General features: G+C 64.5%; 14 protein-coding genes and 1 tRNA gene. 4 read left to right on the top strand and 11 right to left on the bottom strand.

What is annotated here, in order from left to right; translation table 11 throughout:
* Positions 1 to 322: 322 nt before the first annotated feature.
* The 9 genes from RFM98_RS10160 to RFM98_RS10120 all read right to left on the bottom strand — a co-directional run bounded on the left by RFM98_RS10160 (position 323) and on the right by RFM98_RS10120 (position 8,174).
* Positions 323 to 1,561, bottom strand: coding sequence for a DUF1501 domain-containing protein (locus RFM98_RS10160; protein ID WP_320308730.1), 1,239 nt, complete (start codon positions 1,559 to 1,561; stop codon positions 323 to 325).
* 22 nt (positions 1,562 to 1,583) lie between these two features.
* Positions 1,584 to 3,041, bottom strand: a complete 1,458-nt coding sequence (locus tag RFM98_RS10155) for a DUF1800 domain-containing protein (protein WP_430682286.1) — start codon at positions 3,039 to 3,041, stop codon at positions 1,584 to 1,586.
* Positions 3,042 to 3,143: 102 nt separating this feature from the next.
* Positions 3,144 to 3,431 (bottom strand): GCG_CRPN prefix-to-repeats domain-containing protein, encoded by a 288-nt coding sequence (locus RFM98_RS10150; RefSeq protein ID WP_320308729.1) that lies wholly within the window; start codon positions 3,429 to 3,431, stop codon positions 3,144 to 3,146.
* A 108-nt stretch (positions 3,432 to 3,539) separates the two neighbouring features.
* Positions 3,540 to 3,980 (bottom strand): periplasmic heavy metal sensor, encoded by a 441-nt coding sequence (locus RFM98_RS10145; RefSeq protein ID WP_320308728.1) that lies wholly within the window; start codon positions 3,978 to 3,980, stop codon positions 3,540 to 3,542.
* On the bottom strand, positions 3,977 to 4,426 hold the full coding sequence (locus RFM98_RS10140; protein WP_320308727.1) for a hypothetical protein: 450 nt from the start codon (positions 4,424 to 4,426) through the stop codon (positions 3,977 to 3,979). The genes RFM98_RS10145 and RFM98_RS10140 overlap by 4 nt, the downstream gene beginning before the upstream one ends.
* Before the next feature lie 74 nt (positions 4,427 to 4,500).
* Positions 4,501 to 5,043 carry an RNA polymerase sigma factor gene (locus RFM98_RS10135; protein ID WP_320308726.1) on the bottom strand — a complete coding sequence of 181 codons (543 nt, stop codon included), beginning with the start codon at positions 5,041 to 5,043 and terminating at the stop codon, positions 4,501 to 4,503.
* Between the two features lie 45 nt (positions 5,044 to 5,088).
* Entirely contained in the window at positions 5,089 to 5,541 is a 453-nt protein-coding gene (locus RFM98_RS10130) for an EF-hand domain-containing protein (RefSeq protein ID WP_320308725.1), read from the bottom strand.
* Between the two features lie 157 nt (positions 5,542 to 5,698).
* A complete protein-coding gene (locus RFM98_RS10125; RefSeq protein WP_073989443.1) occupies positions 5,699 to 5,887 on the bottom strand; it encodes a YodC family protein in 189 nt (62 codons plus the stop codon).
* Between the two features lie 1,372 nt (positions 5,888 to 7,259).
* A complete protein-coding gene (locus tag RFM98_RS10120; RefSeq protein WP_430682292.1) occupies positions 7,260 to 8,174 on the bottom strand; it encodes an SDR family oxidoreductase in 915 nt (304 codons plus the stop codon).
* Between the two features lie 76 nt (positions 8,175 to 8,250).
* On the opposite strand from RFM98_RS10120, the gene RFM98_RS10115 reads away from it, so the two are divergent.
* Positions 8,251 to 8,865, top strand: coding sequence for a TetR/AcrR family transcriptional regulator (locus tag RFM98_RS10115; RefSeq protein ID WP_320308723.1), 615 nt, complete (start codon positions 8,251 to 8,253; stop codon positions 8,863 to 8,865).
* A 347-nt stretch (positions 8,866 to 9,212) separates the two neighbouring features.
* A complete protein-coding gene (locus RFM98_RS10110) occupies positions 9,213 to 9,383 on the top strand; it encodes a hypothetical protein (RefSeq protein ID WP_320308722.1) in 171 nt (56 codons plus the stop codon).
* 277 nt (positions 9,384 to 9,660) lie between these two features.
* Here the strand turns inward: RFM98_RS10110 and RFM98_RS10105 are convergent.
* Positions 9,661 to 9,736 (bottom strand) — tRNA-Thr (locus tag RFM98_RS10105).
* A 97-nt stretch (positions 9,737 to 9,833) separates the two neighbouring features.
* Here RFM98_RS10105 and RFM98_RS10100 point away from each other — a divergent pair.
* Positions 9,834 to 10,022 (top strand): hypothetical protein, encoded by a 189-nt coding sequence (locus RFM98_RS10100; protein WP_320308721.1) that lies wholly within the window; start codon positions 9,834 to 9,836, stop codon positions 10,020 to 10,022.
* Positions 10,023 to 10,045: 23 nt separating this feature from the next.
* A complete protein-coding gene (locus RFM98_RS10095; RefSeq protein ID WP_320308720.1) occupies positions 10,046 to 11,242 on the top strand; it encodes a hypothetical protein in 1,197 nt (398 codons plus the stop codon).
* Between the two features lie 168 nt (positions 11,243 to 11,410).
* Here the strand turns inward: RFM98_RS10095 and RFM98_RS10090 are convergent, their stop codons facing one another.
* On the bottom strand, positions 11,411 to 13,009 hold the full coding sequence (locus RFM98_RS10090) for a cisplatin damage response ATP-dependent DNA ligase (RefSeq protein WP_320308719.1): 1,599 nt from the start codon (positions 13,007 to 13,009) through the stop codon (positions 11,411 to 11,413).
* Between the last annotated feature and the right edge of the window lie 238 nt (positions 13,010 to 13,247).

Genomic DNA, 13,247 nt, shown 5'->3' with positions numbered 1-13,247 from the left:
GCTGGAGACGGCGCGGGCTTTTTTGTTGAGCTCCTCACACGAGGGTTCATTTCGTCGGGCCTCCCGAAAACGTTCGTGATTGGCCGAAGCCTCTCAGCTTCGTCATCCACGGGCGGAGCGGGAGCGGAGCGGACGCGGAGACCCGAGGATCCATTCCGTGACTTTAGCCGAGGGATGCAGCAAGGGCAGAAATCTGCACCGTGGCGACGCCTCAGCGCCACGGCATGGATCCTCGGGTCTACGCGCGTCGCTTCGCTCCTTGCTCCGCCCGTGGATGACGAATTACAGCGCTGGCGCTTGTCGCCAATGGGAAAGTCGAAGCTCACGCCACCAAGTCCCGCATCGGCCTCACCGCCACCGACTCCGGAAACACCTTGTCGCCTAGCACGGCCGCGGAGAGCCCGAACTGATCCGCCAGCAAGCCCTTCAGCACTGCGCGCACATCGCTGGTCGGCGCAAGGTCGCGTTGTTCGTAGAGCTGGGCCGGCTTCAGCCCCGGCCAGTCGGCGATGACGCGGCCGCCCTTGATCGCGCCGCCGGCAAGCAGCACCACCGTGCCGGTGCCGTGATCTGTGCCGACGGTGCCGTTGATGCGCGCCGTGCGGCCGAACTCGGTGATGGCGACGACAGCCGTGTCCTTCCAGCGCGCGCCGAGCTCTTTCTCGAATTCCTCGAAGGCACCGTCGAGGCCGCCGAGCAGATTGGCGAGCCGGCCCGTCGCGCCGCCCTCGTTGACATGCGTGTCCCAGCCGTCGAAGGCTAAAGCCGCGATGCGCGGCCCGTCATCGGCCGCCATCAGCCTCGCCGCGCCCTGCGCCGACTGCCGCATGCCGGCGGCATTGTCGAGACCGCCCTTCGGCTTCATCGTCTTGCCGTCGAGCTGGTCGCCCATCGCCATCCGGTCGGCATCGAGGCCTTTCTGCAGGGCTGCCGCCAGCAGCGGGTCGCGATGGTTGTAGAGGTCGAGCACGCGCTCAGCCAGCGCATCGCCGGGCGTCGGCAAGGCCTGCGGCGCCCAGCCGAGAACGGGAGCGGCGCCGCGGATCACCAACGGCGTCGAAGGCCCGACCGCGAGCCCGCCGGTCTTCGCTATCCTGTCGCCCGCCGGCAGGCTGGTCAGCGCCCGGTTGAGCCATCCGGTGCTGGCATTGCCTGGGCCGGGCAGGCCGCTTTCCAGCACATCCTGGCCGTCGAAATGCGAGCGGTCGCGGTAGCCGGTCGCGGCCGCGTGCACCACCGCCGCCTGGCTTGCCTTGAACAGGCGCGCAAACACCGGCATTGCCGGGTTGACGGCGAAGAAACCGTCGAGCGGCAATGCCGCGTTGGCGCCGGAGAGCGAAAGCGCGATATCGCCATGCAGGCCGGCATAGTCGGGGTCGCCGACCGGCCCGACCGTCGACAGCCCGTCAAGCGCGCCGCGCAGCACGATGACGATCAGGCGCGGGTCGCGATTGTCGGCCGCGCGGGCAAAGCGCGGCAGGAAAGCCCAGGCAAACAGCGCGCCGCCGGTCATCAGCACCGCGCGGCGGGACAGGTTGGGGGTTTCGCAAAGAAGGCTCATGGCCCCATCTCCATTGCTGGGATTACCGTCGCTGGAATTCTGGCGCCATCAACAGCAGCGCCAGGCCCTGCTGCCTGGACTCGGCGCGCGAAATCGCCTGCCGTGTCTCGGCCGATACGGACGCGCCGATCAGCGACGCCAGCATCTCGTTGGGATTGCCGATGTCGTCCGCCTGCTTCGCGGCCTGCCAAGCAATATCCAGCCGCGTCTTGAGGCCCTCGGCGGAGGCCCATGCATCCGCCTGGTCGGAAAAGCCGTTCGGCCCCGGTGGCTGCCACAGCGGTTCGCCAAGCGCCCGCAGCCAGTGAAGCGACCGTTGCGGTTCGTTGCCGGCGGCAGAACCGATCGCCCGCCGCAGCGCGACGATGTAGTCCAATGGCGAGCGTAGCTTCGCGAGCGGCGTCGACCAGGCTTCGGGCATGTCGATCAGCGTCAGCGCGACCGACCGCAGGTCGCCGTCGGTTTTCGTGAAGACCGCAGCCAGGCGGGCGACGGCCGCCGGCGGCGGATCGTCCGCGATGAAATGGCGGGCAAGCTTGGTGGCGATGTGCCGCGCGGTCGCCGGATGGCGGGCGATGTCGTTGAGCGCCGCCTCCGCTTGGCCCTTGCCGCCGTCGGGATAGGTTTTGCCGAGCAGCATCGCCTGGCCCGGCTGGTGGGCATTGGCGTTGAAGACGAATGTGCCCGGTTCTCCAAGCCGTCCCTTGCGGCCGGCCATCGTCCAGCCGGTCAGCATGCCGGCGAAACTGGTGACGTCGGCTTGGGCATAGCCGCTGCCGACGCCAAGCGTATGCAGCTCCAGGATCTCGCGGGCGAGGTTCTCGTTGAGGCCGCGGCCGCGCCTTTTGCCGGCGCGCGAATCCGGCCCGATCGACTGCTGGTTGTCGAGATAGAACAGCATTGCCGGATGGTGCTCGACAGCCAAAAGCATATCGGCGAAGCGGCCGAGCACGAAGGGGCGGATCGCCTCGCGCTCAAAGGCGCCGGCGCATGCCCGCACGACCGGCGCCTTGGCGGCGGAGACGCAGAAATGGTTCGACCAGAAGCCGACAAGCCGCTCCACGAAGCCGGGTGTCGCGGCGAGCGCCTTGTCGAAACGAGCCTGCGCTTCGTCGCGATAGATATCGACCTCGACGCGCGGCACCGCGGGTTTGGCTTTTGTCTCGGCAAGGCCGGTTGGATCAGCTGCTGCCATCGGCTGCATGGCGGCCGCCGCCTTCTCGTCCCGCGCCGTTTTGCGCTCCATGGCTGCCGCCATGCTGGCCTGGATTGCCGCGGTGCTGTCCAGCAACCCGACGTTCCGCGGATCGTCGGGGGGAATGAGCGCGATGTCCTGCTGGTTGAGCTCGGCCTTGAGGTAGCCGCGCGGATCGACGGCGATCTTGCCGAGCTCGTCGCCTGGTCTTGCGCCGAGGCCGAAGCGATTGAACGCGACCAGGGCCGGATCCGGCGGTATCGGATTTGCAACCGGTGTGGCCAACGAAGCCTCCGTCCGAAGCCGACGCCGATCGCGTCGGCATGTTCCAGGGATTGCAAGGGCGCTCATGACGCCGGCCGCAGCATCGGCGTCATGAGCGGATCATCACCAGCGGCGCCAATGGTGCCAGCGGTGATAGGGATGCCAGACCGGGCCGATATAGACGCGCGGCCCGCCCCAGTAATAATAGCCGGGATGGATCACGCGGCGATTGGGGGCGCAGCGGCCCCAGTGGTTGGGATGCCAGCCCGGACCGCACCCCCAGGCGACGTGCTCTATCATTGCGGACGCCGGCGCAACCGATGCGATCGGCATCGCCGAGGCGGCGCTTGCCGCGGCCGTCCCGCCGATGGCGAGCGCGGCCGCGATGGAGTACTTTGTCAGACTGTTCATGGGATACTCCCGAAAGTTTCTAGGTTGAAGAGAACCTGCCCGCCAAAGGCGGTCACAGGCCTGTCCCTCTTTCCCTTGAACGGCGTCGCCGGCGCTTTCCGTCGCTGCCTACGGCGATTTTTTTGCGGGCGGCTGCCTGCCGGCACGCCGCAACAGGGCGTCCGCCAGCAGTTGACGATCCTCCGGCGAGCCTGATGCCGCGAATTCGATGATGCGTTGTTCCAGCCTCGTGCGGATGGTTACATCGGCATTGCGCGCCCGCTCGAGCGCTGCCGCGAGAGCTGCCGTGTCCAGCGTTGGCTGTTGCAGGAGGTTGGCGGCCTCGCGCCTTGCGGCCTGGCCGTCGAGGATGACATCTCGCGATTCCCGGCGAACTTCGCGCAGCGCCTGGCGGAAGACCTTGCGGTCGGCGGCGGGCAGCCGGCCGCCCGCCGATTCCAGCGAATAGCCCGGATTGGATTTGCCGATCAGCCAGCCGGCGCCGCCGGCCACCGCGCCGATCAGAAAAACATTCAGCACCAGCGATGCCGCGACAAGACGGGGGCTCATAGATCCTCCTCGGTCTGGTCGGCGTCGGGACCGGCATCGCCGAACGACGTCGCATTGGCGTCCATGACATAATGGTCGGAGGGAGCGTCCGGGGTAACGACGGTCATCAACGCCAGCCCGGCCACGGCGCCGGCGAGGCCGATGCCCGCAAGCCCGAAGCCCAGCCACCAGAACCGCTGGCGCCGGCCTTGCCTGACGTCTGCCGTCCCCCGGGCGACGATCGTGCCATAAAGCGCGGAGCTTGGCGCCTCGACGCTATGCCGGTCGAGCAGGGCGTCGAGCCTGACGGCGCGCCGCAGGATGGCGCTGCCTTCCTCGGTCCCGGCAAACAGCAAGGCGGCTGCCTGTTCGGCCGGCGGCCAGCGATGCAATGCGCTGCCATAGGCATCCGCCAGCGCGGCAAAACGCTCGGCGTCCATAGGCCCTTCCGCAGTTTTCTCAGCCATCTCGCTTCCCCTTCCACCGTTCCGACGTGGCCCCCCACGTCATCATCCGCAAAGCCGGCAATTCCCTCGCTGTCTCAGTCATCGCCATCGTCTCCGATAAGCATGGCCTGCAATGCGCGTCGGCCACGCGCGAGCAGGCTTTCCAGCGCATCGACGCTGACCTGCATGGCGCTGGCCGCCTCGATATTGGACAGCTCCTGATAATACACCAGCACGATCGCCTCGCGCTGCCGCGGCGCGATGCGCTGCAGCGCTTGGCTGACCCGCCGCTCGTCGTCGCCCGGCAGGGCATCGGGAAGCGGCGCCTCGTCGGCCACCTCCGGCAGCTCGTCCGTCGTCCATTCGCGTCGGCGCCGCAGCCGGTCGTGGCAGAGGTTGAGCGCAACGCGGTGGATCCAGGTGTCGAAGCGTGCGCGCCCCTGGCGCCAGCCCGAGGCGTGGCGCCAGATACGCACGAAAGTCTCCTGGGCGACGTCCTCGGCCTCCGCCGCGTCGCCGAGCATCCGGACGGCCAGGGCCAGGATGCGCGGCAGCTTGCGCGCCACCATCGCCTGCACGGCGGCGGGGTCGCCGGCGCCGATGCGGCGCACCAGTTCCTCGTCCGGATCGGCGCCCATCAACCCGGGCGCTCGCGATTGTCATTATGCGGCATAACCTCTTGGTCATTGCTCCTGATTGGGAGCGGTTTTGTGGCCCGGCCTCTCCTCGGCGCTGAGCACGCCGTCCCTGTTCTTGTCGAGCCTTGCAAAGCGCTTGGCCGGCAGGGCGTCGAGCTCGGCCTTGTCGACGAAGCCGTCCTTGTTGGTGTCCATGCGAGCGAAGGATTTGGCCGGATCGCCCTTGGCCTTGCGCTCGGTCTGGAAAGCGGTCCATTCGGCGAGGCTGACCTTGCCGTCATTGTCCGTATCCGCGCGCATGAACACCTTTTCCCGGCGTGCCTCGAACTTTTCCAGCGTCGGGCCGGACTTGGCGAGGCCGCACTTGGCGGCAGCGGCAGCCGAGGTGCTCGGCGCCGTCTGGGCCGGTGCGGGGGCAGGGGTCGGCGTCGTTGTCTGGGCGACCGCGGCCGCGGTCTGCAAGCCGAGGGCAACGACAAATATCGTAGGGCGGATCATGCTCTCGTCTCCGGTTGGGCGGGGCCAGTGGCGGCCAGGCTTCAGCCGTTAAACGCGGCGACGAGCAAAATCCGTCGGTCCTTCCTCGACCGGACAAAAAATCCATCGGATCCGGCTGCGCCGGCCCGGAGCGTCCCCGAAAAGCGGAAAGCGACGACTATCTCGGCTGGTCGACCACCACCAGCTGGTCCGGCTTGAAGCCGGCATGCTGCGGCGTCCAGACGTCGCCCTCGCGGTTGAACCAGTGGCACAGATACATGCCGGAGGCCGCGCCGTCGCTGATTGTCATTTCCGGGCCTCCGGATTTCAGCCTGACGACGTCTCCGGTCTTGAAACTATTGGGCATTTTGGCCTCCCATGCTGACAAGTGGAGTTTCCCACCAACAGCGATTCCCGACAATGGCCGAGATGCGCCGATGACGTGGTGCAGGGCTGGGAAGGCGTGGAAAGACTGATGCCGCTTGCGTGACACGCCGGGCAGCACTGAATGCGTGGGCGGATCATGTCGAGGCTTTGGAGCCGAAGCGGCCGCCGGATCGCTCCTTGCGTTTAATCGGTGTCGCGCCGCGGAACCGGCGGCTGCACCGATTGGCTGTCTTCTCCGGCCGGGCGGACGGTCATAGACCTTTCATCGGGCCACAAGGCTTGTGCCTTCATTACCGCTGCCAAAAGATTATCGGCTTCAACGCTTCCGATCTCAGTTAGAAGCGGGCTGTTGCCGCCTGCTCCGAAATCGACGTGATAGACCCTCCAACTCCTCATCGCATTTCCGACAATCTGCGCCTCGGCACCGGCGCACAGATGAAAGCCCGGCTCGCTTTTGTGGTTAGGATTTTGAGGTCCGCAAGCCGGGCTATGCACCGACCGATGGGCGGGGGGCTTGGGGTTATCAGCCGGTGCGATCGCGAGACTGTCTGATTTGCCCACTGGCCCACAATCGACCGAGGTCCATCCTGCCAAGCGCATTGGTCCGAAGGGACCAAAGATATAGCCCCTTATTCCGTTGGGGCAGATTACCTGCCCTCAAGGGAAGGCGCCGTCCGCTGCGAATTTTGGAAGCTGCACGCTCCGCATTCGATAGTCTTGCAAACCGGTGAATGAATATGACGGGATCGCCTTTGCCCGCTTCGACGTAGGCAATCTCATATCCATTGACGGATATTCGCTTGACGTCGTCGGCCCTTGTCGTAGCGCCTCTGAAAATGGGGTCCGGGCACGATTGTGCGCTCTGGCGCGGACTGCGCCTGGCGCGCGGCCGCAGGCAAAACGAGACAGCCGGGCATTTTTTTGTTACCTGCCCCGTTGCCTATGCTTGGTTCACGGGCAGACCGGTTAAGCGCCCGGCCTCCGGTAACAGTTTGGTTCTCTTGGAGAATTTTTGGTGCCGCTTGCGTGACTCGAACACGCGACCCCATCATTACGAAGGCTGGGCGTCTCTGTAACCTTTTGAAAATAAATGGTTTTTTACGATGTAAGAATGATCCGACAAATTCCGACAGTTTTGTCCAGCGATTCTTGGCACATTTTTGTTAGATTAGCTGCACGGAAGCCCCTTGACTGATGCAGAAGTGGCACGCCTAGCGTCGGTCGTCTGAGCTAGAGTCCAGGTGCTGTAACGATGGTGGCGAGTTCTTGACGGACGCTGCAATCACCGAATGCACTAGCTTCGCTCGGTAAAGCTGCTCGTATTCGAATCCGACGACCGCTCGGACTGAACGTCATCTCAGCGCCACCTCGGTCATTCTTTCAGAAATTTCCCATAATCTTCGTCTGACCACCGGATCTAGTGCCTGTGGGGGAATACGTGCAGGATGCGGATGCCCACGAGTTTCACGAAACCGGTCGGGACCGTAATAGCCACCTCCCTCCGCCTGGACGGACGTAGCCGCGTATAGCGAGGGCAGCGCGCCTTGTGATGCGGGCTGGAGCAGGAACCACAAAAGTGACCGCGCCAAACCCGCAACGCTTCGCCGACCAAGCGTGTTGTGCACGAGATCGGTCCGTGAGACGCCGGGATGGGCCGCCATGCCCGAAAAGCCCCATCCAGCAGCGCGGCTGCGGCTATCAAGCTCTAGGGCGAACATCAAGCATGCGAGCTTCGATTGGCTGTAACCAGCCATTGGGCGATAGTTCTTCTCGAGATTGATGTCGTCAAAATAGATCTGTCCACCATTTGCAGCCAGACTTGAGAGCGTTACGACGCGGGCGTCCTTGCCTTTCGAGAGGAGCGACTTCAGACGAGCCGTCAAGGCGAAGTGACCGAAGTAGTTCGTACCGAACTGCAGTTCGAAGCCGTCTCTGGTCTCTTGCCGTTGCGGCGGGAGCATGACCCCGGCGTTATTCACCAGAAGGTCAAGGCTCTGCCTCTCGTTCTCCATGTGCTTTGCGAATGAGGCAACCGACGACAGGTCGGCAAGATCAAGCTTCCCGAACCGTACCGTCGCACCGCGAACGGCCTGTTTGATGCGGGATACCGCGTCGCCGCCCTTTTGAGGGTCGCGACCGGCGATGGTCACGTCGCATCCGGCTCGGGCGAGCGCGAGGGCCGTCTCCAATCCTAACCCACCAGTTCCAGTTACGATCGCGGTTCGTCCATGCTGGTCGGGGATGTCACCGGCGTTCCACTTTGCCATCTTGCGTCCTTTCATAATTTCCGCACTTGGTGTAAAATAAATATCGCACTGAGTGTGATTTTGCAAGGGGGCCGAGTTGGATAACTCCGGGCGTGACGGTAAAGAGGGCGGCGGCCTGCGGGAGCGGAAGAAGCGCGAGACGAAAAAACGCATCACGGAGAAGGGCATCGCTCTTTTCCTCAAGCGTGGCGTCGATCAGACAACACTCGACGAAATCGCTGCTGCAGCCGGAATCTCGCGCAGAACCTTCTTCTACTACTTCACGTCAAAGGACGAGATTCTGCTGTCCGTCCTAAGTGGGATTGGTGAGCTGCTGACAGATGCGGTGCGAAACGCTCCCGCAGGCTCCACGCCAATAGACGCTGTATGGGATGCGGTCGTCAGCGTTTGTGACGCTATTCCAGCCAACGACATGATTGAGCTGGACCGACTGATGCGGACGAGCCCGAGCGTGCAGGCGCGCAAGCAGGCATTCTACGTACAGCAGGAAGGTGAAATCTACGCAGCGCTCAAAGAGCGGTGGCCGGAGCCCGAACGATCAACAGCATTGCGCACCGTCGCGATGATCTCGGTCGGCGCTCTGCGAGTTGCAGCAGACATCTTCACCCAGGAGAAGGGCACAAGGCCCATGATCGAACTCCTGGAGGAAATATTCGGCAGTGCCGCCAAGGAGATTCGCTCTCATCGATAGCCCGGAATTGCACCCTTACGGCGCCCGCACTGGGTCGGATGCCGTGCCCACCGTTAAGCTGATTGAGTCCAGACGCTAAGACGCGTCCGCCACGAGAATGCGGCATAACTCTTCAGCATAGTCGCGCCGTACATGGTATTTTCTCAGAGCCCGCGACAGCGGTCACGCCAATATCGCTCCGAGTACATCGGAAGGCCGGCATCGTGACATAGCTTGGCGAAGGCACTTAAGTCGATCATCTCTGCGTTTCTGGCTGCCGAAAATTTTCGCCTGATGTCGAAAGCGGTAGGCAGAAGCGGGTTCCACGGGAAGTCTGGGACGCCGGCACGCCCAAAGAGCGCCGAGGTATGATCGTAGACGAGATATGGGACGGTATGATTGCGGCCATGAAGTCCGCCGAAGAGCACTACCCCGACGAGCTAGGCCCGTGGACCGATTTCGAGTGGGGAATGCTCAGCGGCAAGCTGTCCGCTATTCGTTGGGTGCTCGGCGACGAGTGGGACATGCTCGACACTTGAGCCGTTTGTAACGGACAATTCCCCTCCTCCCCAGAGGCAACGGCAGTGTGAGAACTGAGCGGCTTTGACATGCAATAAACTGCGGCTCTCGACTATGTAGATCGCGGCAGCCGTGGTGGCAGCCATTTGCGATCCCACCCCTACACCCTGGCCATTCCGACAAATCCTGTCGGAATGGGTAAGTCCACGCAAAACGGTGTAAGGCAGCGTAAGCCAAACCTAGAAACGCCGCGCCGGAGTCGAACACCGGAAGGCTTGATTTAATTCAGAAAAATTTTGGTGCCGCTTGCGTGACTCGAACACGCGACCCCATCATTACGAATGATGTGCTCTACCAACTGAGCTAAAGCGGCCCGGGAAGCATCACGCTTCCAGAATGGCTGCGTGATAGACTCAACCGCTCGTTAATTCAAGATGGCTGCGGCGGATTCCGGCCCGGGATTGCCGCCTATGAGCGCGGCTGACGTCCGATGCCTTGCGCGAGCCGGCCGCTTTTTACACCCGGCCGATCCCAACGGCCGACCGGCTGCGTGGAAAAATGTTGATTCTTCAACAAAAAATGCCGAAATGGCTTTGGCCGGCAAGGCAGCCGCTCGCCCGTTGATTGGTCGCCTGCGGCCAACGATCAGGGAACTGTGAGCGAAAGCACAGAGGGAGTTCGCTTGGACGCCATCGAGAAAGCGATCCGCAATGCCTTCGAGAAAGGCAATGCCGAGGACCGGGCGTTCCGCGAGAAGGTCTATCGATCGGCCTTTGCCGCGCTGGACCGCGTCCTGCAGGCCAACCCGAACATCACGGTCGAGGCCGCCATCGGCCGCCGCAAGGCGGTGCAGGCCAAGATCACGGAGATCGAGTCCGAATTCCTGCCTGCGGTGCCCGATGTGACGCTGCCGCCGGAAAACGTCGTGCCGGCCGGCAGTGGCGCGCCGAGCCCTCGCGTCGACGAACCAGTCGCATCGGTCGCGCCATCGGTCGACGCTCCCTTGCCGCCGGCGCAATCAGCGTCGTCGCCCTCGATCACCTTTGACGGCCCGGTCCAGCCCGATGCTTCGGACCAGCCGCGCTCGCGCGTGCTGCCGCGTGTGCCCGACATCATGCCGGACGAAACGGCGCTTCCCAACGCCCCGTCGCTCGATGATTCGCCGGGTGCTCCGGTCGGCAATGGCGCGCAGGTCGCGCCAGACCGTGACGAGCGGCGGATCAGGGGGCGACGCCTGCCGTTGACCGCGATCTTCGTCGTCGCGACATTGCTCGCGGCCGCCGGCATCGGCCTCTATTTCGCCAAGCAGACCGGGGTCTTCAAGACTGCAGCCGAGCTCAACACCGGCCCGCCCGAACCGACGCCGACGCTGGACGACGAGGACTCCTCGCAGCCGGCCGAACCCGGCTCGCCGCAGAAGCCGGGCGAGGCGGACCAGTCGAAGAACTGGATCAACGTCTTCTCGCCCGCCGATCCCACCCATGTCAGCGCGCCTTCCGACGCCGCCGCCGAGGTGATGAAGGACGACACCGGCCAGTTCCTGCGCATCCGCTCCGGCGCGTCGGGCTCGGCCATTGCCTTCGATGTCGGCCAGGGCGTGCTGGAGAAGCTCGCGGGCAAGCACGCCATGTTCGACATCGTCGCCCGCTCGGAAGAGGGCAAGGAGACGCAGATTTCGGTCGACTGCAATTTCGGCGATCTCGGCGATTGCGGCCGCAAGCGCTACGCGGTCGGCCACGAACGCAACGAATATCTGTTCGACGTCCAGTTCCCCAACAAGCACCCGGGCGCCGCCGGCACCATCGCCGTCAACTCCGACTTCGACCAGAAGGGCAAGTCCGTCGATATCTACGAGATCCGCGTTTCGATCGCGGAATAGCCTCCGCTTGAGAGCCTGCCCGACGTTGGCGCTCCACCCCACCCGCGCCTGCGGCGCGACCTCCCCATCGAGGGGAGGTAGGGGTTAGCGCCACCTCCTACCTCCCCTCGATGGGGAGGTCGCGCCGCAGGCGCGGGTGGGGTGAAGCGCCGGCGCTGGATTTCCTAACTAATCCAACAGTGCCTGCAGCGTCTCGATGCGGTCGGCTTCCGCGGCCGGCTTGTCCCAGCGCAGCCGTGAAATGCGGGGAAAGCGCATCGCGACGCCCGATTTGTGGCGGGTCGAGCGGTTGAGTCCTTCGAACGCCACCTCCAGCACCAGGCCGTTCCGGCGATCGGCGCGCACCGAGCGCACCGGCCCGAAGCGCTCGATCGTGTTGTCGCGCACATATTTGTCGATCTCTCGCAGCTCCTCATCGGTGAAGCCGAAATAGGCCTTGCCGACCGGCACCAGCTCTTCCGAACCCTCGGGGCCGGACCAGACGCCGAACGTGTAGTCGGAATAGAAGCTGGAACGCTTGCCGTGGCCACGCTGTGCATACATCAGCACCGCATCGATGGTATGCGGGTCGCGCTTCCATTTGAACCACGGCCCCTTCGGCCGGCCGGCGAGGTAGGGCGAATCCCAGCGCTTCAGCATCACCCCCTCGATGATTGGATGCGGCGGCGCCTGGCGCAGCCGCTCCAGCGTCTCCCAATCGGGGAACGCGACCAGCGGCGAGAGGTCGAAGCGGCCGGGGTCGAGCGTGTTGACGAAGGCTTCAAGGTGCTTGCGGCGCTCTGCGAAGGGCAGCGCGCGCAAATCCTCGCCGTCGATCTGCAGCGCGTCGTAGCAGCGCATGAAAGCCGGATATTGCTGCTGGATTTTTGGCGAGACGCTCTTGCGGTTCAGCCGCTGCTGCAGGTCGGAGAAGGTCCCGGTCGCCTCGCGCGGGTCGCCGACCAGCAGCTCGCCATCGAGCGCCGCTTCGAAATTCATTGCCGCTGCAAGGTCCGGGAAGGCACCGGACACATCGTCGCCGGTGCGCGAATAGAGCCTGCGGACGCCGCCTTCGCACACCGCCTGCACGCGGATGCCGTCCCACTTCCATTCCGCCGCGTAGTCGGCCGGTTCGAGCTTTTCGAGGTCGCCGTCGTCGACGGCATTGGAAAGCATCACCGGCCGGAACAGCGCCAGCGCCGCGCTCTTCGGCTTGTCCGCTTTGCCTTCCAGCCAGGCGAACAGCTCGGTGTAAGGCGGCGCCAGCCCGTGCCAAAGCTCCTCGATCTCGGCGACGTCGACTTTGCCAAGCTCGGCCAGCGCCTGCTTGGCGAGCCGCGCTGAAACGCCGATGCGCAAGCCGCCGGTCACCAGCTTGATGATAGCGAAGCGCGCCGAGATACTGGCGTCGTCCAGCAGCCGCGCCAGCACCTTGGGTCCGTCCGATCGGCTGGCGGCCTGCAGCTTGCCGACCACCTCTGCAAGCGTGGGCTGATGGTTGGGAACATGCCCGGCCGGTTGCGGCCAGACCAGCGACACCGTTTCGGCGAGGTCGCCGACATAGTCGTAGGAATAACCGAACAGCACCGGGTCCATGCGCTCGACCACCAGCGCGCGCAGCATAGCCGGCTTCACCGCCGCGATCGACAGGTCGCCGGTGATCGCCGCCAGCGCCAGCCCGCGATCGGGGTCCTCGACACCGCGAAAATAGTCGGTCAGCAGCGTCAGCTTGCCGTTGCGCGACGGCGTCAGGACAAGGCGGTCGAGGAGTTCGGCGAAGCGGTTCATGGCGTTGTGGACCACGCCAATGACGAAAGTCGGCGCGAGGCGCCCCCCTCTGGCCTGCCGGCCATCTCCCCCTCTAGGGGGGAGATCGGATGTCGCGCAAGCTTTCGCCAATCTCCGGCGTCGCAGGAGATGCGCCGGCGCGGAAGCTGCCAATCTCCCCCCTTGAGGGGGAGATGTCCGGCAGGACAGAGGGGGGCGCCGTAGAACTCGGCGGCGACGATTGGCGAACACTGCTCCA

The sequence above is a fragment of the Mesorhizobium australafricanum genome (assembly GCF_033977265.1).
GTDB lineage: Bacteria > Pseudomonadota > Alphaproteobacteria > Rhizobiales > Rhizobiaceae > Mesorhizobium > Mesorhizobium australafricanum.
The sequence above is the reverse complement of the archived record's forward strand: the minus strand, read 5'-3'. Positions and strand labels throughout refer to the sequence as shown.